Source organism: Burkholderia reimsis (genome assembly GCF_003294055.1).
GTDB classification, from domain to species: domain Bacteria; phylum Pseudomonadota; class Gammaproteobacteria; order Burkholderiales; family Burkholderiaceae; genus Burkholderia; species Burkholderia cepacia.
On sequence record NZ_QMFZ01000018.1, the window covers coordinates 14075 to 33462 of the forward strand.

14 protein-coding genes and 1 tRNA gene are annotated in these 19388 nt (G+C 68.3%); 10 read left to right on the forward strand and 5 right to left on the reverse strand.

What is annotated here, in order from left to right; all coding sequences use genetic code 11:
- Window positions 1-10: 10 nt before the first annotated feature.
- On the forward strand, window positions 11-1348 hold the full coding sequence (locus DPV79_RS20800) for a glutamine synthetase family protein (RefSeq protein WP_027786942.1): 1338 nt from the start codon (window positions 11-13) through the stop codon (window positions 1346-1348).
- A gap of 28 nt (window positions 1349-1376) precedes the next feature.
- Entirely contained in the window at window positions 1377-2771 is a 1395-nt protein-coding gene (locus DPV79_RS20805; RefSeq protein ID WP_113046365.1) for an aspartate aminotransferase family protein, read from the forward strand.
- A 128-nt stretch (window positions 2772-2899) separates the two neighbouring features.
- Here the strand turns inward: DPV79_RS20805 and DPV79_RS20810 are convergent.
- Window positions 2900-2974: transfer RNA gene (locus DPV79_RS20810), tRNA-Val, on the reverse strand.
- A gap of 99 nt (window positions 2975-3073) precedes the next feature.
- Complete coding sequence (locus tag DPV79_RS20815) at window positions 3074-3976, reverse strand: LysR family transcriptional regulator (protein WP_059621483.1); 903 nt, start codon at window positions 3974-3976, stop codon at window positions 3074-3076.
- Between the two features lie 174 nt (window positions 3977-4150).
- Here DPV79_RS20815 and DPV79_RS20820 point away from each other — a divergent pair, with 174 nt between their 5' ends.
- The 3 genes from DPV79_RS20820 to DPV79_RS20830 all read left to right on the forward strand — a co-directional run bounded on the left by DPV79_RS20820 (window position 4151) and on the right by DPV79_RS20830 (window position 8600).
- A complete protein-coding gene (locus tag DPV79_RS20820) occupies window positions 4151-5902 on the forward strand; it encodes an acyl-CoA dehydrogenase family protein (protein WP_113046366.1) in 1752 nt (583 codons plus the stop codon).
- Window positions 5899-7095: a CaiB/BaiF CoA transferase family protein gene (locus DPV79_RS20825; protein ID WP_113046367.1), complete on the forward strand. Its 1197-nt coding sequence runs from the start codon at window positions 5899-5901 to the stop codon at window positions 7093-7095. Before DPV79_RS20820 ends, DPV79_RS20825 begins: the two co-directional genes overlap by 4 nt.
- A gap of 89 nt (window positions 7096-7184) precedes the next feature.
- The gene (locus DPV79_RS20830; protein WP_059688906.1) at window positions 7185-8600 is read left to right on the forward strand and encodes an MFS transporter; all 1416 of its coding nucleotides are present in this window, start codon (window positions 7185-7187) and stop codon (window positions 8598-8600) included.
- A 139-nt stretch (window positions 8601-8739) separates the two neighbouring features.
- Here DPV79_RS20830 and DPV79_RS20835 read toward each other — a convergent pair whose 3' ends face one another.
- Both DPV79_RS20835 and argA read right to left on the reverse strand, forming a co-directional pair.
- The gene (locus tag DPV79_RS20835; RefSeq protein ID WP_006478357.1) at window positions 8740-9015 is read right to left on the reverse strand and encodes an oxidative damage protection protein; all 276 of its coding nucleotides are present in this window, start codon (window positions 9013-9015) and stop codon (window positions 8740-8742) included.
- Window positions 9016-9065: 50 nt separating this feature from the next.
- Complete coding sequence (argA, locus tag DPV79_RS20840) at window positions 9066-10445, reverse strand: amino-acid N-acetyltransferase (RefSeq protein WP_027786948.1); 1380 nt, start codon at window positions 10443-10445, stop codon at window positions 9066-9068.
- Window positions 10446-10468: 23 nt separating this feature from the next.
- On the opposite strand from argA, the gene hrpA reads away from it, so the two are divergent.
- The 5 genes from hrpA (at window position 10469) to DPV79_RS20865 (ending at window position 18590) form a co-directional block, all read left to right on the forward strand.
- On the forward strand, window positions 10469-14677 hold the full coding sequence (gene hrpA, locus DPV79_RS20845) for an ATP-dependent RNA helicase HrpA (protein WP_113046368.1): 4209 nt from the start codon (window positions 10469-10471) through the stop codon (window positions 14675-14677).
- Between the two features lie 181 nt (window positions 14678-14858).
- The gene (locus DPV79_RS20850; protein ID WP_021157647.1) at window positions 14859-15848 is read left to right on the forward strand and encodes a YVTN family beta-propeller repeat protein; all 990 of its coding nucleotides are present in this window, start codon (window positions 14859-14861) and stop codon (window positions 15846-15848) included.
- A 16-nt stretch (window positions 15849-15864) separates the two neighbouring features.
- Window positions 15865-16839 (forward strand): sterol desaturase family protein, encoded by a 975-nt coding sequence (locus DPV79_RS20855; protein WP_059688904.1) that lies wholly within the window; start codon window positions 15865-15867, stop codon window positions 16837-16839.
- 111 nt (window positions 16840-16950) lie between these two features.
- Entirely contained in the window at window positions 16951-17778 is an 828-nt protein-coding gene (locus DPV79_RS20860; RefSeq protein WP_021157649.1) for an EI24 domain-containing protein, read from the forward strand.
- Window positions 17775-18590: a competence/damage-inducible protein A gene (locus tag DPV79_RS20865; RefSeq protein ID WP_027786951.1), complete on the forward strand. Its 816-nt coding sequence runs from the start codon at window positions 17775-17777 to the stop codon at window positions 18588-18590. Before DPV79_RS20860 ends, DPV79_RS20865 begins: the two co-directional genes overlap by 4 nt.
- Window positions 18591-18705: 115 nt before the next feature.
- Here DPV79_RS20865 and DPV79_RS20870 read toward each other — a convergent pair whose 3' ends face one another.
- Window positions 18706-19170: a rhodanese-like domain-containing protein gene (locus DPV79_RS20870; protein WP_027786952.1), complete on the reverse strand. Its 465-nt coding sequence runs from the start codon at window positions 19168-19170 to the stop codon at window positions 18706-18708.
- Window positions 19171-19388 lie beyond the last annotated feature (218 nt).

Below are 19388 nucleotides of genomic sequence, written 5' to 3' on the forward strand. Positions count from 1 at the left end.
GAGGCCGATCATGCAACCCGAACTGAGCGAATTCCTGCGACAGCACCGCATCACCGAGGTCGAGGCGATCATTCCCGACATGGCCGGCATCGCGCGCGGCAAGATCATTCCGCGCAACAAGTTCGAATCCGGCGAATCGATGCGCTTGCCGCAGGCCGTGATGGTGCAGACCGTCACCGGCGACTATCCGGAGGACGGCACGCTGACCGGCGTGACCGATCCCGACATGGTGTGCGTGCCCGATCCGTCGACGATCTGCCTGATTCCGTGGGCCGTCGATCCGACCGCGCAGGTGATTCACGACTGCGTGCACTTCGACGGTTCGCCGGTCGAGATCTCGCCGCGCTACGTGCTGCGCCGTGTGCTCGACCTGTACAAGGCGAAAGGCTGGCAGCCGGTCGTTGCGCCCGAGCTCGAGTTCTACCTGGTCGACATGAACGCCGATCCGGACCTGCCGCTGCGTCCGCCGGTCGGCCGCACCGGGCGTGCGGAAACCGGCCGGCAGTCGTATTCGATCGAGGCCGTCAACGAGTTCGATTCACTGTTCGAGGACATCTACGAATACTGCGAGATGCAGGGGCTCGATATCGAGACGCTGATCCATGAAGTCGGCGCCGCGCAGATGGAGATCAACTTCGTGCACGGCGATGCGCTGTCGCTGGCCGACCAGGTGTTCCTGTTCAAGCGCACGGTGCGCGAGGCCGCGTTGCGCCACAACATGTACGCGACCTTCATGGCCAAGCCGATGCAGGACGAGCCCGGCTCGGCGATGCACATCCACCAGAGCCTGGCCGACGCGCGCACGGGGCGCAACCTGTTCTCGGGCGAAGACGGCGCCGTGTCGCCGATGTTCCACAGCTATCTCGCGGGGCTGCAGAAGTACACGCCCGCGCTGATGCCGATCTTCGCGCCGTACATCAACTCGTATCGCCGCCTGTCGCGCTTCATGGCCGCGCCGATCAACGTGCAGTGGGGCTACGACAACCGCACGGTCGGCTTCCGCATCCCGCAGTCGGGTGCATCGGCGCGCCGCATCGAGAACCGGATTCCGGGCGTCGACTGCAACCCGTACCTTGCGTTCGCGGCGACGCTCGCCGCCGGCTATCTCGGCCTGTCGCAGCAGCTCGCGCCGACCGAGCCGATCGCGTCGGACGGCTACAACCTGCCGTACCAGCTGCCGCGCAATCTCGAGGAGGGGATCTCGCTGATGGCGGCGTGCACGCCGCTGGCCGGCATTCTCGGCGACAAGTTCGTGAAGGCCTACCTGGCACTGAAGGACACCGAATACGAAGCGTTCTTCCGCGTGATCAGCTCGTGGGAGCGCAGGCACCTGCTGCTGCACGTCTGAGCGTGCGGCAGCGTTATCCGGAGGAAACATGACCGATCGAAACGAAGCCTTCTCACCGCATTCGACCGCCGAATACCGCGCGCTCGACGCCGCGCACCACATCCACCCGTTCTCGGACATGGGCGCGCTGAACCGCGCGGGCAGCCGCGTGATCGTGAAGGCCGACGGCGTCTACCTGTGGGACTCGGACGGCAACAAGGTCATCGACGGGATGGCCGGCCTCTGGTGCGTGAACGTCGGCTACGGCCGCAAGGAACTCGCCGACGCCGCGTATCGCCAGATCCAGGAACTGCCGTTCTACAACACCTTCTTCAAGACCACGCACCCGCCGGTAATCGAACTCTCCGCGATGCTCGCGGAAGTCACGCCGGCCGGCTTCAACCACTTCTTCTATTGCAACAGCGGCTCGGAAGGCAACGACACCGTGCTGCGCCTCGTGCACCAGTACTGGCGCGTGCAGGGCCAGCCGCAGAAGAAGTTCGTGATCTCGCGCAAGAACGGTTACCACGGCTCGACGATCGCGGGCGGCACGCTCGGCGGGATGGGCTACATGCACGAGCAGATGCCGTCGAAGGTCGAGAACATCGTGCACATCGACCAGCCATATTTCTTCGGCGAGGCGGCGGCCGGCGAAACGCCGGAAGCGTTCGGCCTGGCCCGCGCGCAGCAGCTCGAGGCGAAGATCCTCGAACTCGGCGCGGAAAACGTCGCGGCGTTCATCGGCGAGCCGTTCCAGGGCGCGGGCGGCGTGATCTTCCCGCCGTCGACGTACTGGCCGGAAATCCAGCGGATCTGCCGCAAGTACGACATCCTGCTGGTGGCCGACGAAGTGATCGGCGGCTTCGGGCGCACCGGTGAATGGTTCGCGCATCAGCACTTCGGCTTCGAGCCGGACCTGATCACGATGGCCAAGGGCCTCACGTCGGGCTACGTGCCGATGGGTGCCGTCGGCATTCACGAGCGCGTGGCACAGCCGATCATCGACAACGGCGAATTCAACCATGGCCTCACGTACTCGGGCCACCCGGTGGCGGCAGCCGTCGCGGTCGCGAACCTGAAGCTGCTGCGCGACGAAGGGATCGTCGAGCGCGTGAAGAACGACATCGGGCCGTACTTCCAGCGCAGGCTGCGCGATGCGCTGGGCGACCGTCCGATCGTCGGGGAGATTTCGGGAGCGGGGCTCGTGGCAGGCGTTCAGCTTGCGCGCGACCGGCGCCGGCGAGAGCGGTTCGGTGCGAACGTCGATATCGGGACGATCTGCCGCGACTTCTGCTTCAACGGCAACCTGATCATGCGTGCGACCGGCGACCGGATGCTGCTGTCGCCACCGCTCGTGATTCGCGAGGCGGAGGTCGACGAGATCGTCGACAAGGCGAAACGGGCGTTCGATGCGACGGCGCAGCGGGTGGGGTACGCACGGTAAGCCGGTATCTGGGTAGCTGCGTGTGGACGCGGGCGTCGTCGAATGACATGGTGCCCGCGTCGCTCGAAGCACGCGCGACACCAAAACGAAAAGGGCCTGCGTCGTGAGACGCAGGCCCTTGAATTCTTTGGTGGGCGGTACTGGGATCGAACCAGTGACCCCTGCCGTGTGAAGGCAGTGCTCTACCGCTGAGCTAACCGCCCAAAGAAGAATCAAATTATGTCAGAGCTTTTGGGGTTCGTAAAGCCCTTTCTGCAAATATTTTTCAGATACCCGCAAATACCTGCCAGCCGGCCGTGCACTCAGCCCGCGAGCGCGGGCAGTGCGTCGATCGACGCGCGCACGTAGTCGGCGAAGCGCAGCGCAACCGGCTCGGCGGTGCCGCTGCGCTTCAGTGCGAGCGTGCGCGATTCGAGCGACGCATCCTTCAGCGGCCGGAACGCGAGCCGGTCGCTCTTCGCCTGCTGCAGCACGCGCGGCACCAGCGCGACGCCCATCCCGAACTCGATCATCGACAGGATCGTCTGCCACAGCCGCGCTTCGTGGCGAATCAGCGGGCTGAAGCCGGCGTTCACGCATTGCGCGATGATCAGGTCGTGATAATGCGGCGCCGCTTCGCGCGGAAACAGGATGAACGGTTCCGCGGCCAGCGCGGCAAGCGCGACCTGCCTGCGCCGCGCGAGCGGATGTGCGGCCGGCAGGCAGCACACGAACGGTTCCGCATAGACAGGTACCGATTCGACCTCGGGCGGGAAGTGGCCCCAGTGCGCGTAGCCGAGATCGATCTGGCCGCGCTGGATCGCCTGCACCTGCGCGTGCGTGTTCATCTCGCTCAGCACGACCTCGACGCCCGGATAGTCGGCCTCGAAACGCCGCACCGCATCGGGCAGCCCGCGATACAGCATCGAATGAACGAAGCCGATCCGCAGCCGTCCCGCGAGGCCCGACGCGGAGCGCACCGTCAGGCGTTCGGCCTCGGCCGCCTGCAGCAGCAGCCGGCGCGCTTCGCCGAGCAGCACCTCGCCCGCATTGGTCAGCGCGACGGTCTTGTTGGTGCGCGAGAACAGCTGGACGCCGAGCGCGCCTTCGAACTTGCGGATATCGAAACTCAGCGCCGGCTGCGAGATGAACAGGCGCTTTGCCGCGCGCCCGAAATGCAGTTCCTCGGCGACCGCCACGAAGTAGCGCAACTGCCTCAGTTCCATGGTGTCTCCTCGCGGCGTCGGCATCGATAAGCGGTATCTATCGTACCGGACAAATCCTGTATTGGACGCTTATCGATCGCGCGCCTACGCTCTGCGGAAGGCTTTGCACGGGACTGGCCGGGCGCCGCGGCGCGCCCCGCCGGCCGATGTGCAGGCAACCCAGGAGACGCACGCATGAACGACACCGCTCGCACGCCGGACGCCGGCGCATCCAACATCCCCGACAGCCGGGGCCTCAATTTCTTCACGGTCGATCCCGATCTCGGCGCGTTGCTGAAGCTGCATCTCGGCGACGCGCACTATGCCGAACTGGAGCCTCGGCTGCGCGCGCTCGGCGCACGCGTGTCGGGCGAACTCGACGAATGGGCGTCGCGCGCGGACAAGCACCCGCCCGTGCTCGAACAGCGCAACCGGCGCGGCGAGGCCGTGCAGCGGATCGACAAGGATCCCGCGTATGTCGCGCTCGAACGTGTCGCGTATGCCGAGCTCGGGCTCGCGTCGCTGAGCCACGGGGCGGAATCCGTTGCGCCGCTCGTCAAGTACGCGCTGACGTTCCTGTTCGTGCAGGCCGAATTCGGGCTGTGCTGCCCGGTCAGCATGACCGATTCGCTGACGCGGACGCTGCGCTGCTTCGGCGATCCGGCGCTCGTCGCGCGCTACCTGCCGGGGCTCGCGTCGCGCGACTTCGACACGCTGTACCAGGGTGCGATGTTCATGACCGAGCAGGCGGCGGGTTCCGATGTCGGCCGGATCGCCACGCGGGCGACGCGCGAGACGGACGCGCACGGCGAGACCGTCTGGCGCCTGACCGGCGACAAGTGGTTCTGCTCGAACGCGGACGCCGATCTCGCGATGGTGCTCGCGCGGCCCGACGGCGCGCCGGACGGCATCAAGGGCCTCGCGCTGTTCCTGCTGCCGAAGACGCTGCCGGACGGCACGCGCAACCGCTACCGGATCGTGCGCCTGAAGGACAAGCTCGGCAGCCGGTCGATGGCGAGCGGCGAGATCGCGCTCGAAGGCGCGCAGGCGTTCCTGATCGGCGAGATCGGCCGCGGTTTCCACCAGATGGCCGACATGATCAACATGTCGCGGCTGTCGAACGGCGTGCGCGCGGCGGGGCTGATGCGGCGTGCGCTGAACGAGGCGCTGCACGTCGCCGCGCACCGCGAGGCGTTCGGCCGCAAGCTGATCGAGATGCCGCTGATGCAGCGCCAGTTGCTGAAGATGCTGCTGCCGGCCGAGGCCGCACGCGCGATGTTCATGCAGATCGCGCTGCTGCTGCCGCAGGCCGATGCCGGCGACGAGCAGGCCGCGCGCTGCGTGCGGATCCTGACGCCGCTGATCAAGTTCCGCGCGTGCCGCGATGCGCGGCGCGTGACGGGCGATGCGATGGAAGTGCGCGGCGGCACCGGCTACATCGAGGAATGGAGCGACGCGCGCATCGTGCGCGATGCGCATCTCGGCTCGATCTGGGAAGGCACGAGCAACATCGTCGCGCTGGACGTCGCGCGGGCCGCGCAGCGCGAGCAGGCGCTCGACGCGCTGCGTACCTTTCTCGGCGACCGCCTCGGCGCGGCACCGCTGCCCGACGCGAGCCGCGCGGCACTGCGGCGCATCCTCGCGCGCGCGTGCGACGCGCTTGCGCGGGTCGCGGCGGAAGGCGACGACGCACGCGTGCGGCAGGCCGCGTCCGCGCTGTACTACGCAAGCGCGGCCGTGCTGATGGCGTGCGAGGGCGCGCGGCTCGCGCCGGATTTCCGGCGTCTCGCGCTCGCGCACCTGGTCGTGCGCCACAAGCTGCTGCCGGTCGACCCGCTTGCGCCGGCATCGCGCGACGACGAATCCGCCGCCTGCGCTGCGCTGCTGCGCGGCACGCCCATCGCGCTCGATACCGCGCTCGACCTGCTGCCGGAGGTCGAACGATGACCGCCCCGCGTGGTGCACTGGACGGCCTGAAGGTCGTCGACCTGAGCCGCGTGCTCGGCGGCCCGTACTGCACGCAGGCACTCGCCGACCACGGGGCGACGGTGGTCAAGATCGAGCCGCCGGACGGCGACGAGACGCGCGGCTGGGGGCCGCCGTTCCTCGGCGACACCGCGTGGTACTTCATGGGCGTGAACCGCAACAAGGAAGGGCTCGCGCTCGACCTGTCGCGCGACGAGGGGCGCGCGATCCTGTGGCACCTGCTCGACGAGGCGGACGTGCTCGTCGAGAACTTCAAGCCGGGCACGCTCGCGCGCTGGGGGATGGACTATGCACGCGACTTGCAGCCGCGCTTCCCGTGGCTGATCCACTGCGCGGTGACGGGCTTCGGCGCGGACGGTCCGCTCGGCGGGCTGCCCGGCTACGACGCGGTGATCCAGGCGATGGCGGGGCTGATGAGCGTCAACGGCGAGCGCGACGGCGACGCGACGCGCATCGGTCTGCCGATCGTCGACATGGTCACGGGCCTCAATGCGCTCGCGGGCATCCTGCTGGCGCTCGCGGAGCGCGGGAAGAGCGGGCTCGGGCAATCGATCGACATCGCGCTGTACGACTGCGGCGTGTCGCTGCTGCATCCGCACCTGCCGAACTTCTTCGGTTCGGGGCGCGTGCCGGCGCGCAGCGGCAACGCGCATCCGAACATCGCGCCATACGACAGCTACCGCACGGCGACCGTGCCGATCTTCCTCGCGATCGGCAACGACCGGCAGTTCGCGCGGCTCGTTGCGCATCTCGGCGTGCCGGCGCTCGCGGGCGATCCACGTTTCGTCGACAACCGCAACCGCTGCGCGCACCGTCCCGAGCTGAAGGCCGAACTGGAAGCGCGGCTCGCCGCGCACGCATGCGAGCCGCTCGCGCGCGACCTGATGGCGGCCGGCGTGCCGTGCGGGCCGGTGCGAACGGTGGCCGACGTCGCGCACGATCCGCATGCGCTGCACCGGAACCTGTTCGTCGAGATCGGCGCGTATCGCGGCACCGCATCGCCGGTGAAGCTGTCGCGCACGCCGGCTACCTATCGTTCGCCGCCGCCCGCGCTGGGCGGCGACACGCGCGCGGTGCTCGATCGCCTCGGCGTCGATCCCGCGCTCCAGCAGCAATTGCTCGACGCCGGCGTGCTGAGGGAAGCCCCCGGCTGACACGACGCCGCCGGCCGGCGGCGCCATGCCGGCCATCCGGGAAAGGCGCGCGGCAGTCGCGCCCCGGAAACACAAACATGGAGACATCGATGAGCCGTCAGCCATCCCCGCCCGCCGCACAGCAGCCGCGGCCCGGCCGCGCCGCCTTCGCGGCGTTCGTCGGCACCACGATCGAGTGGTACGACTTCTACATTTACGGCACCGCCGCGGCGCTCGTGTTCGGCAAGGTGTTCTTTTCGAGCAGGATGGATCCCGGCGTCGCGACGCTGCTTGCGTTCGTCACGTTCTGGGCCGGCTTCGCCGCGCGGCCGCTCGGCGGCATCGTGTTCGGGCATCTCGGCGATCGTGTCGGCCGCAAGACCGCGCTCGTGATCACGCTGGTGATGATGGGGCTCGCGACGACCGGCATCGGCCTGCTGCCCGGTTATGCGCGGATCGGTGTATGGGCGCCGGCCGGCCTCGTCGCGCTGCGCGTGCTGCAGGGGATCGCGGTTGGCGGCGAGTGGGGCGGCGCGGTGCTGATCGCGAGCGAGAACGCGCCGAAGCATCGCAGCATCCTGTACGCGGCGTTCGCGCAGCAGGGTTCGCCCACCGGCAACCTGCTGGCCACCGCCGCGTTTTTCGCGCTGAGCGCGCTGCCGACACCGTCGTTCCTGATGTGGGGCTGGCGCATTCCGTTCCTGCTGTCGGCCGTGCTGGTGATCATCGGCATGGTGATCCGGCTGAAGCTCGAGGAGTCGGCCGACATGCAGCGCGTGCTCGCGCGCAAGCGCACCGTGAAGCTGCCGCTGCGCGACGTCGTGCGCGATCACCGGGTCGTCGTGCTGCTCGCGGCCGGCACGCTGCCGGTGATCAACGTCACGTACTTCCGCAGCACGTTCGCGCTGTCGTGGGCGACGAAGGAACTCGGCTACGCGCAGGGCACGTTCCTCGGCATCCTGTCGATCTCGCTCGTCGTGCAGTTCCTGATGCAGCCGGTCGGCGCGTGGTTCGTGTCGAAGGTCGACATGCGCCGCGCGATGTGCTGGATCCTGATCCCGGAAATCGTGCTGATGCCGGTGATGTTCCATGCGCTCGCGACGCGTTCGTATTGGGTCGCCGTCGCGGGCATGTGCATCTCGACGATTCCGTCGGCGATGTTCTACGGCGCGGTCGGCGGCGTGCTCGCGCGCGTGTTCCCGGCGAACATCCGCTACACGGGCCTGTCGCTCGCGTATCAGCTGAGCGCGCTCGTCGTCGGCGGCGGCACGCCCGTGCTCGCGCAGGCGATCCTCAACACGACCGGCAGCATCGTCGGCGTCGCGGTCGCATCGGGGCTTTACGCGCTCGTGTCGCTCGTCTGCATGCTCGCGCTGCTGAATCGCACCGGGTATCGCGCGGACGAACTGTCGACGGCCGAACGCAGCGATGCGGCCGAATGGGGCACCGAAGGCGGCAGCACGGCACCCGCGGCCGACGGGAGCGCGCAGCCGGGCGACGGCGGCGCGCTGAAGCCGGCCGGCTGAGCGGCACGCCATGCCGCCGCGCGGGAGGCGGGAACGCCCCGAGCGCATGTCGCCAAAAGAAAACGGCACCGCGCGAAACACGGTGCCGTCTTTCCCGGAGCACGCGGCCGGCAGGCTGCCGGCCGCGCGCATCGCATCATCAGCCTTCCGTCGGCGGCACGTAGCCGGACGCCTGGTCCGCGCCGTCGCCGAAGAAGTACTTCTCGGTCTGCTTCATCAGGTACTGGCGCGCGCGCGGGTCGGCCATGTTCAGGCGGTTCTCGTTGATCAGCATCGTCTGCTGCTTGAGCCAGCCCTGCCACGCTTCCTTCGAGACGCTCTCGTAAATGCGCTTGCCGAGTTCGCCCGGCAGCGGCGGGAAATCGAGGCCTTCGGCTTCCTTGCCGAGCTTCGCGCATTGAATCATTCGAGCCATCGTGTACTTCTCCTGTAATCGAACTGGGGGGAGGGCAGTCGTGCCTGCGCTCAGAGCTGCTTCATCAGCACGAGCGACTTGCGCTGCCAGTTATAGAGTTTGCGGCGGTCTTCGGGGAGGTCGTCGACGCTGACCTTGACGAAGCCGCGCTTGAGGAACCAGTGCTCGGTGCGCGTCGTGAGCACGAAGATGTGCGTGAGGCCGCGCGCGCGGGCGCGCTGCTCGATGCGCTTGAGCAGGCGTTCGCCGTCGCCCGAGCCCTGCGCTTCCGGCGCGACCGTCAGGCACGCCATCTCGCCGATCTTCTCCTGCTGGTACGGATACAGCGCCGCGCAGCCGAACAGCACGCCATCGTGCTCGATCACCGAGAAGTGGTCGATGTCGCGTTCGATCTGGTGGCGGCCGCGGCGCACCAGCGTGCCGTCCGACTCGAGCGGCTCGATCAGCGACAGGATGCCGCCGACGTCGTCCGGCGTCGCTTCGCGCAGGCTCTCGAGGTTCTCGTACGAGATCATCGTGCCGACGCCGTCGTGCAGGAACAGTTCGAGCAGCATGCTGCCGTCGAGCGACTGCGGGATCAGGTGGGCCCGGGTCACGCCGCCGCGGCATGCGCGGATCGAGTGCTTCAGGAAGAACGCGTCGTCGCCCTGGACGTTGCCGGAATCGAGCAGCTCGGCGGCCGCGTCGAGCGACATTTCGCGCACCAGCCCGCCTTCGTCGTCGACGATGCCGGGTGCTTCGGTCAGGAAGATGATCTTGTCGGCGCGCAGTGCGATCGCGGCGGCCGACGCGACGTCTTCCATCGACAGGTTGAACGCTTCGCCGGTCGGCGAGAAGCCGAGCGGCGACAGCAGCACGAGCTTGCGGCTCGCGAGAGAATGACGGATCGACTCGGCGTCGATCTTGCGCACGATGCCCGTATGCGCGAAATCGACCCCGTCGAGAATCCCCACCGGCCGCGCGGTCACGAAGTTGCCCGACACGACGCTGATGTGCGCGTGCGCCATCGGCGAGTTCGGCAGACCCTGGCTGATCGCGGCCTCGATGTCGAGACGCACTTCGCCGGCCGCTTCCTTCGCGGATTCGAGCGCGCGCGCATCGGTGATGCGCAGGCCGTGCGAAAACTCGGATTCGACACCGTGCAGGCTCAGCTGCTCCTCCACCTGCGGGCGCGAACCGTGCACCAGCACGATCTGGATACCCATCGCCTGCAGCAGCGCGATGTCGGACACGAGCGCGTTCAGGAGCCCCTGCTGCACCACCTCACCGCCAAACCCCACGACGAACGTGCTGTTGCGGAACTTGTGGATATAGGGCGCGACGGAGCGCATCCAGTCGACGAACTGCGCGTGACTGGCGGCCGAATCGTCGGCGGCCGGCGGCGTCGCGGCGCCGGTCTGGGCGGGGGGGAGGTCGGTTTGGGAATTCATGGGCGGGATTATAATGCGCCCCCATGTCGAATGTTTCTAAAAGTCCCGCGCCGACGCGGGCCAATACGCCGTCGGCCCGGCACCCGGATGGTGCGGCCGACGCACGCGAGCAGCAGGGCCAGCCAGCGCGCCAGCAGCAGGAAAAGCCGGCGGGCAAACCGGCAGACGCGCCGCGCGCACCGCGCGGTGACGAACGGCGCGGCGATGCGCGCCAGCCGGCCGCGAAGGGCGCACCGCAGGCAACGGGCGAGCGCCCGCCGCGCCGCGAGCGTCCGCCGCGCGCCGTCGTCGCACCGAATCCCGTCCCGCCGATCACGTACCCCGAAAGCCTGCCGGTGTCGGGCAAGCGCGACGAAATCGCGCGCGCGATCGCCGGTCATCAGGTTGTCATCGTCTGCGGCGAAACCGGCTCGGGCAAGACCACGCAGTTGCCGAAGATCTGTCTCGATCTCGGCCGCGGCCTCGGCGCCGGCGGCACGGGCCTGATCGGCCATACGCAGCCGCGCCGTCTGGCTGCATCGTCGACCGGCCGGCGGATCGCCGAGGAACTCGGCACGCCGTTCGGCGAGGTGGTCGGCTACAAGGTGCGCTTTACCGACAATCTCGCGCCGGGCGCGTCCGTGAAGCTGATGACGGACGGGATCCTGCTCGCCGAGACGCAGACCGATCCGCTGCTGAAGGCGTACGACACGCTGATCATCGACGAGGCGCACGAGCGCAGCCTGAACATCGACTTCCTGCTCGGCTACCTGAAGGAAATCCTGCCGAGGCGGCCGGACCTGAAGCTGATCGTCACGTCCGCGACGATCGACGCCGATCGCTTCGCGCGCCATTTCGGCACCGACCAGCGTCCGGCGCCCGTGATCGAGGTGAGCGGGCGGCTGTATCCGGTCGAGATGCGCTACCGGCCGGTGGCCGAGGATCGCCCGGCCGTGAAAAATGCCGAAGGCACGGGCGGCCGCGATCGCGTGAAGACCGCGCGCGAAGCCGAGCGCGACCTGATGGACGCGATCGTCGACGCGGTCGACGAACTGTGCCGCGAAGGCCCCGGCGACGTGCTGGTGTTCCTGCCCGGCGAGCGCGAGATCCGCGAGGCGGCCGAGGCGCTGCGCAAGCATCATCCGCCGCATACCGAGATCCTGCCGCTGTTCGCGCGGCTCTCGGCGGCCGACCAGGACAAGGTGTTCAAGGCATCGAACGCGCGCCGGATCGTGCTCGCGACCAACGTGGCCGAAACCTCGCTGACGGTGCCGGGCATCCGCTACGTCGTCGATACCGGCCTCGCGCGCGTGAAGCGCTATTCGTACCGGAACAAGGTCGAGCAGCTGCAGGTCGAGTCGATCTCGCAGGCGGCCGCAAACCAGCGCGCGGGCCGCTGCGGCCGCGTGGCCGACGGCGTGTGCATTCGCTTGTACGAGGAAAGCGACTACCAGGCGCGCGCACGCTTCACCGACCCGGAAATCCTGCGCTCGTCGCTCGCGTCGGTGATCCTGCGGATGAAGTCGCTGCACCTGACGGCGATCGAATCGTTCCCGTTCCTCGAGCCGCCGCCCGGCCGCGCGATCGCGGACGGCTACCAGCTGCTCAACGAGCTCGGCGCGGTCGACGACGACAACGCGCTGACGCCGCTCGGCCGCGAACTCGCGCGGCTGCCGCTCGACCCGCGCGTCGGCCGGATGATTCTCGCCGCGCGCGACCAGCAGTCGCTGCGCGAGGTGCTGATCATCGCGAGCGCGCTGTCCGTGCAGGACCCGCGCGACCGCCCGATCGAGGCGCAGGAGCAGGCCGACCAGGCGCACCGCCGGTTCGCCGACGAGCGTTCCGAGTTCCTGCAGTGGCTGAAGATCTGGGCGTGGTTCGAAGAGGCGGTCGCGCACAAGAAGTCGAACCGCCAGCTCGTCGACGCATGCCGGCAGAACTTCCTGTCGCACCTGCGGCTGCGCGAGTGGCGCGACGTCCATTCGCAGCTGCTGACCGTCGTGCGCGAGCACGGCTGGCGGCTCAACGAAGCCGAGGCGACGTACGAACAGGTCCATCTGGCCCTGCTGACGGGCCTGCTCGGCAACCTCGGCCTGAAGGCCGATGACGATCCGCACTATCTCGGCGCGCGCGGGATCAAGTTCTACCTGTGGCCGGGCTCCGTGCTCGCGAAGAAGGCCGGCCGCTGGGTGATGGCGGCCGAGCTCGTCGAGACGAGCCGGCTGTACGCGCGCTGCCTCGCGAAGATCGAGCCGGAGTGGGTCGAGAAGATCGGCGCGCACCTGCTGAAGAAATCGCTGTCGGAGCCGCACTGGGAGAAGCGCCCGGCGCAGGTCAGCGCGTTCGAGCGCGCGACGCTGTACGGGCTGCCGATCTACCACCGCCGGCGCGTCGCGTTCGGCAAGCAGGATCCGGCGCGGGCGCGCGAGCTGTTCATCCGCGGCGCGCTGGTCGAAGGCGAATTCGACACGAAGCTGCCGTTCTTCGCGCACAACCGCAAGCTGCTCGCCGACATCGAGCAGCTCGAGCACAAGTCGCGCCGGCAGGACGTGCTGGTCGACGACGAGCTGATCTACGCGTATTACGACCAGGCGATTCCGGAGGGCATCCACACGGGCGCCGCATTCGAGCGCTGGTATCGCGACGAAGTGAAGAAGGGCGGCCAGCCGGAGGACAAGCAGCGGCTGCTGTACCTGTCGCGCGACGACCTGATGCGCCACGAGGCGGCCGGCGTGACGACCGAGCTGTTCCCGAAGCGCGCGACGATGGCCGGCGTCGAGATGGCGCTCACGTATCACTTCGAGCCGGGCACGCCGCGCGACGGCGTGACGCTCGCGGTGCCGCTGTACGCGCTGAACCAGGTCGACGCGCGCCGTTGCGAGTGGCTCGTGCCGGGGATGCTGAAGGAAAAGGTGCAGTTGCTGCTGAAGTCGCTGCCGCAGAAGCTGCGCCGGCACTGCGTGCCGCTGCCCGAATACGCGGCCGGCTTCGTCGAGCGCATGGGCCGCGAGCGCTTCGGCGCGGGCGGCCTCGTCGAGGCACTGATCGCCGACGTGCGCGGCGAGACGCAGGTCGCGATGAAAACGGCCGACTTCAAGCTCGAGACGCTGCCCGCGCACCTGTTCATGAACTTCAAGGTGATCGACGAGCACGGCCGCCAGCTCGCGATGGGGCGCAATCTCGCGCAGCTTCGCCAGGAGCTGGGCGCGCAGGCGCAGCAGCAGTTCCAGAAGATCGCGGCGGCATCGACGATCGCGGCTGGCGGCGATGCCGATGTGGGTCAGCCGGTCGGCCAGGCGCCGGCGGCGGCGGGTACGGCCGGCGCACCCGGCCGCGGCCCGAAGCCCGCGAAGGGCGCGGCGCCGCAGACGTCCGCTCCGGCGGAAGCCGGCGCGACGGCGCTGTACGAGAACCTGACGACGTGGAATTTCGGCAAGCTCCCCGAGCTGCTGGAGATCCGCCGGCGCGGCCAGACGCTGTACGGCTACCCGGCGCTCGTCGATCGCGGCACGCATTGCGACGTCGAGGTGTTCGATTCGCCGGAGGAGGCCGCGCGCATCCACCGGGCCGGCCTGCGGCGGCTGTTCGCGCTGCAGCTGAAGGAGCCGATCAAGTTCCTCGAGAAGAACCTGCCGGGCCTGCGCGAGATGGCGATGCAGTACATGTCGCTCGGCACGCAGGACGAATTGCGCGACCAGCTGATCGACACGGCGCTCGACCGCGCGTGCCTGCAGGACCCGCTGCCCGACGACGACGCGAGCTTCCACGCGCGCCGTGACGAGGGCCGAAGCCGCCTGAACCTGCTCGCGCAGGAAATCGCGCGGCTGGTCGGGCAGGTCCTGGCCGAATACGCGGGTCTCGTGAAGAAGCTCGCGCAGGCGAAGCCGTTCGCGCAGGCGCATGCGGACCTGCAGCAGCAGCTCGCCGCGCTGGTCGGCAAGCGCTTCGTGATCGATACGCCCTACGCGCAACTCGCGCACTTCCCGCGCTACCTGAAGGGCATCGCGCTGCGGATCGACAAGCTGAAGGCCGATCCGGCGCGTGACGCGAAGCAGTCGGCCGACCTGCTGCCGCTCGCCCAGCAGTACCAGCGCGCGGTGTCGCAGCGCGGCGGCGTCGCCGATCCGCGGCTCGCGGAATTCCGCTGGCTGCTCGAGGAATTGCGGATTTCGCTGTTCGCGCAGGAACTGCGCACGCCGATGCCTGTCTCTGTCAAGCGTCTGCACAAGGTCTGGGAGTCGATGCAGCGCTAGCGCAACATCGGCTTCCCGGGCGCCGCGCCGGCGGCGGGCCCCGGCCGGCCGCGCGGCGCTTGCCGCGCCGCCCGGCCGGGCCGCCGCCGCGTGCGTCGAAGTGGCGCAATGCCGGCCCAGGTCAACCGGCCGGGCCGGTTGAACGTTTTACAATGACGGTTGTTCCACGACGTGAGTCTTCATGCGCACTTTCCTTTCCCTCGGCCGCACGCTCGCGCTGGCCGCCGCCGTGCTGGCGCCCGCCGCCCACGCGAATAACGTGATCATCCTCAATTCGGCCGAAGCGACGCTTTCCCTGATCGACCAGCAGACCCGTGAGGTCGTCGGCACGATGCCGACCGGCAAGGAACCGCACCACCTGATGGCAACGCCCGACAATTCGTCGCTGATCGTTGCAAATTCGGTCTCGAACAGCCTGATGTTCCTCGATCCGAAGACGGGCAAGCTGCAGCGCACCGTCGAAGGGATCGACGATCCTTACCAGCTCGGTTTCTCGCCCGACCGCAAGTGGTTCGCGGCCGCCGGCCTGCGCCTCGACCGCGTCGACATCTACGGCTACGACGGCCGCGACCTGAAGCTCGTGAAGCGCGTGCCGCTCGAAGTCATGCCGAGCCACCTCGCGTTCACGAAGGACAGCAAGACGCTGCTCGTGTCGCTGCAGGTGTCCGGCGAGATCGCGGCGATCGACCTGCCGACGCAGACGGTCAAGTGGAAGATGAAGGTCGGCAAGGTGCCGGCCGGCCTGTGGCTCACGCCTGACGACAAGTACCTGCTCGTCGGGATGACGGGCGCGGATTACGTCGCGGTGGTCGACTGGCGCAACCAGAAGGTCGTCAAGCAGATCTACACCGGCAAGGGCGCGCACAACTTCCGTTCGCTCGCCGACGGCACCCACGTCGCGGTGACGAACCGGGTCGCGAACACGATCAGCATCATCGACGAGAACACGCTCACCAACGTCGGCGACATCACCGGCCTGCTGCCGGGCCCGGACGACATGGAGCTGTCCGCCGACAAGAAGACGCTGTGGGTGACGTTCCGCTTCGCGAAGAAGGTCGGGATCATCGACCTGGCGTCGCGCAAGCTGGTGCAGACGATCGCCGTCGGCCGTTCGCCGCACGGGATCTACTTCTACGACCGCGCGCCGTGGCGCGCCGCGAACGGCGCGTGACGGGCGGGGGAGAACGATGCTGCACCTGATCGATGCGTTCGTATCGGACATCCAGACCTGGCTGTACGTCGACGTCGTGCAGCCGCTCCTCTTCAAGTTCAACCTGATGGACTACGACGAGGACACCTACGACGCGCTGTACTGGGTGATCGTCGGCGCGCTGCAGATGGTGCTGATGTTCGTGCTGCTGCGCCCGCTCGAGGCGCTGCGGCCCGTCGAGCGTTGGACGAACCGCCGTGCCGTGCGGGTCGACGTGATCTACACCGCGATCGCGAAGCTCGGCATCTATTCGCTGTTCTTCTTCTTCGCGCTGCAGCCGCTGTTCGACAACTTCCAGGCGTGGCTGCGCCTGCACGGGGTCGCGAACGTCAACCTCGACTACCTGTGGCCGGGCGTGACCTCGAAGCCGATCATCGCGTTCGCGATCTATCTCGTCGTGCTCGATTTCGCCGGCTACTGGTATCACCGCTGGCAGCACAAGTTCGGCGTCTGGTGGGAACTGCACGCCGTGCATCACAGCCAGCGCCAGATGTCGCTGTGGTGCGACGACCGCAACCACGTGCTCGACGACGTGATCCAGTCGTGTTTCTTCGCGGCGATCGCGCTCGTGATCGGCGTGACGCCGTCGCAGTTCGTCGTGCTGACCGCGTTCACCAACTTCATGCAGAGCATTCAGCATACGAATGCGCGCCTGTCGTTCGGCTGGCTCGGCGAGCGCCTGTTCGTGAGCCCGATCTTCCACCGGCGCCACCACGCGGTCGGCTACGGCCACGAAGGCACGAAGTACGGTTGCAACTTCGGCGTGCTGTTCCCGTGGTGGGACATGATGTTCGGCACCGCGTCGTGGAACCGCACGGTCGAGCCGACCGGCATCCGCGACCAGGTCGAGGGCGTGTCCTACGGCGAAGGCTTCTGGGCGCAGCACGGCCTCGCGTTCGTGCGGATCTTCCGGCGCCTGTTCCCCGCCAAGCGCGGCGCGGCGTCGGCCTGATCCGGCCATTCCCACGTTGAGCGGCTCTCCCACGCGGCCCGCATGTGCTTTGGCGCATGCGGGCCGCGTGGTTTATCCTTTCCCCGTTTTTCTCCGTCGATACAGGCTCGCATGAACGACTTGCTGCGTTCCTTCGTCCGGGCATTGGCGAGCGCACTGCATCCGCGCATGCTCTGGCTCACCCTTATGCCGTTTCTCGTCTCGGCCGTCCTGTGGGGCGTCGTGCTGTGGTTCTCGTGGCAGACGCTGCTGGACCTCGCACGCGGCGCGCTCGACGGCTTCGTGCTGACGGCCCTGCTGTACCGCGCGTTCGACGCGATCGGCATGTCGCAGCTGCATGCGGTCGTCGCGCCGTTCGTGGTCGTGTCGCTCGCGATTCCGCTGATCGTGCTGACCGTGCTGTTGCTGATCGCGACGATTTCGATGCCGGTCGTGATCAAGCACCTGTCGAACCGGCAGTTCGCGGCGCTCGAGCCGAAGCGGGGCGGCACCTTCTTCGGCAGCGTGTTCAACTCGCTGTGGGCGGCGCTGGCCGGCGTCGTCGTGCTGGTCGTCACGATCCCGCTGTGGCTGATTCCACCGTTCTTCGCGCTGCTGCCGCCCGTGATCTGGGGCTGGCTCACGTACCGCGTGATGACCTACGACGCACTCGCGCTGCACGCGAGCCGCGACGAGCGCCGGGCGCTCGTGCGCCGGCACCGCTGGCCGCTGATCGGCATCGGCGTCGCGACCGGGCTGCTCGGCACCGTGCCGACCTTCGTGTGGGTATCGTCGGTCTGGATGATGGTGCTGTTCCCGTTCGTCGCGGCGGCCATGATCTGGGTTTACGCTTTCATCCTCGTCTTCTCGGCGCTGTGGTTCGGGCATTATTGCCTGCGCGCGCTGGAGGACCTGCGTGCGAGTTCGCGCGCCACCGCAATCGACATGGGGCAGGCATGAGCATCGGCATCATCATCATCGGCGACGAAATCCTTTCGGGCCGCCGGCAGGACAAGCATCTGGCGAAGGTCATCGAGCTGCTCGGCGCACGCGGCCTCGCGCTCGACTGGGCCGAATACGTCGGCGACGATCCGGCGCGCATCACGGCGACGCTCGCGCGCGCGATCGCGTCGGGCGACATCGTGTTCTCGACGGGCGGGATCGGCGCGACGCCGGACGACCACACGCGCCAGTGCGCGGCCGCCGCGCTCGGCGTGACGCTCGAGCTGCATCCGGAAGCGAAGGTGCTGATTTCGGAGCGGATCCGCGAAACCCACACCGACCCGGCCACGCCGGTCGATTTCGATTCCCCGGAGAACCAGCACCGCTTCAACATGGGCGTGTTTCCGGTGGGCGCGACGATCATCCCGAACGGCTACAACCGGATTCCCGGTTTCTCGGTCGGCGACCTGCACTTCGTGCCGGGCTTCCCGGTGATGGCGTGGCCGATGATCGAATGGGTGCTCGATACGAAGTACGCGCACCTGCATCACGCGACGCCGCACGCGGAGCGTTCGCTGTATGTGTTCGAGCTGCCGGAATCGACGCTCACGCCGTTGATGGAGCGCATCGAGCGCGATTTCCCGGGCGTGCGCGTGTTCAGCCTGCCGAGCGTGGGCGATGCGGAGCGTGGCGGGATCTTCGCGCGCCGTCACATCGACCTCGGCGTGAAGGGCGAGCCGGAAGCGGTCGCGGCCGCGTACGTGAAGCTGCGCGAGGGTGTGCACCTGCTCGGCGGCGACGTCGTCGAAGCCGAGACGTCGCGCGCCTGAGCGGCGCGCCAGCCGGCCGCACAAAAACCACGGGCCGCGCAACGCGGCCCGTCATCGGCATGTCATCGCCCGGCTCGACGATGAGGCTGTCGTCACCGGCGGGCGCGGCGCGCCGTCAGGCGCCGATCCACGGCAGTTTCCGGAAGCACCAGCCGTCGACCGTCTTGCGGTGGCCTTCGGCGTCCTTCGCGCCCTCGAAGCCTTCGAGCAGGTCGAACGCCTTCGTGAAGCCGGCCTGCGTGGAGGCGACCGCGGCGAGCTTCGAGCGCGCGGCGCTGCGGCACAGGAACAGGATGGGGGTATCGGCCGGGAGGGCCGCCTTCAGTTCGTTGACGAATTCGGCGTTCGGCACGCCGCCCGGGTAGCGCGTCCATTCGAGGTGCAGGTACTGGCCGTCGCCGACGAGCGGGCGGCCGATCCAGTCGAGTTCGGCGCGGGTGCGCACGTCGACGAGGCGTGCCGACGGATCGAGTTGCAGCAGTTCGAAGGCTTCGGCCGGCAGCAGCGCCCCGGCGTAGTTGAGCGCGCCTTGGGCGCGGCGTTCGTCGGCCTTCGCGTAAAGCTGGTCGAGCGTACTCATGGCAGGGAGTCTCCGTATCGGTCAAACGAGCATTCTAGCGCGGCGTCGCGGCACGGATGGCCGCGTGCGGTGCGGTGCACGCGCGGCCCACGCGTTCACCAAAAAAGTGCAGAATGGCACGCATGCACCAAAATGATTCCTTGGCTACGGTGGGTTGCCGGAATTGCACCATCGCAGTGCTTTCGGCGAGCGACCGGTGCGGCGCAAGGCCCCGGAAT

Bases quoted from the DNA above. Each gene is read 5' to 3' on its own strand.
- DPV79_RS20800 (WP_027786942.1), top strand. From the start codon at position 11: ATGCAACCCGAACTGAGCGAATTCCTGCGACAGCACCGCATCACCGAG.
- DPV79_RS20805 (WP_113046365.1), top strand. From the start codon at position 1,377: ATGACCGATCGAAACGAAGCCTTCTCACCGCATTCGACCGCCGAATAC.
- DPV79_RS20815 (WP_059621483.1), bottom strand. From the start codon at position 3,976: ATGGAACTGAGGCAGTTGCGCTACTTCGTGGCGGTCGCCGAGGAACTG.
- DPV79_RS20820 (WP_113046366.1), top strand. From the start codon at position 4,151: ATGAACGACACCGCTCGCACGCCGGACGCCGGCGCATCCAACATCCCC.
- DPV79_RS20825 (WP_113046367.1), top strand. From the start codon at position 5,899: ATGACCGCCCCGCGTGGTGCACTGGACGGCCTGAAGGTCGTCGACCTG.
- DPV79_RS20830 (WP_059688906.1), top strand. From the start codon at position 7,185: ATGAGCCGTCAGCCATCCCCGCCCGCCGCACAGCAGCCGCGGCCCGGC.
- DPV79_RS20835 (WP_006478357.1), bottom strand. From the start codon at position 9,015: ATGGCTCGAATGATTCAATGCGCGAAGCTCGGCAAGGAAGCCGAAGGC.
- argA (WP_027786948.1), bottom strand. From the start codon at position 10,445: ATGAATTCCCAAACCGACCTCCCCCCCGCCCAGACCGGCGCCGCGACG.
- hrpA (WP_113046368.1), top strand. From the start codon at position 10,469: ATGTCGAATGTTTCTAAAAGTCCCGCGCCGACGCGGGCCAATACGCCG.
- DPV79_RS20850 (WP_021157647.1), top strand. From the start codon at position 14,859: ATGCGCACTTTCCTTTCCCTCGGCCGCACGCTCGCGCTGGCCGCCGCC.
- DPV79_RS20855 (WP_059688904.1), top strand. From the start codon at position 15,865: ATGCTGCACCTGATCGATGCGTTCGTATCGGACATCCAGACCTGGCTG.
- DPV79_RS20860 (WP_021157649.1), top strand. From the start codon at position 16,951: ATGAACGACTTGCTGCGTTCCTTCGTCCGGGCATTGGCGAGCGCACTG.
- DPV79_RS20865 (WP_027786951.1), top strand. From the start codon at position 17,775: ATGAGCATCGGCATCATCATCATCGGCGACGAAATCCTTTCGGGCCGC.
- DPV79_RS20870 (WP_027786952.1), bottom strand. From the start codon at position 19,170: ATGAGTACGCTCGACCAGCTTTACGCGAAGGCCGACGAACGCCGCGCC.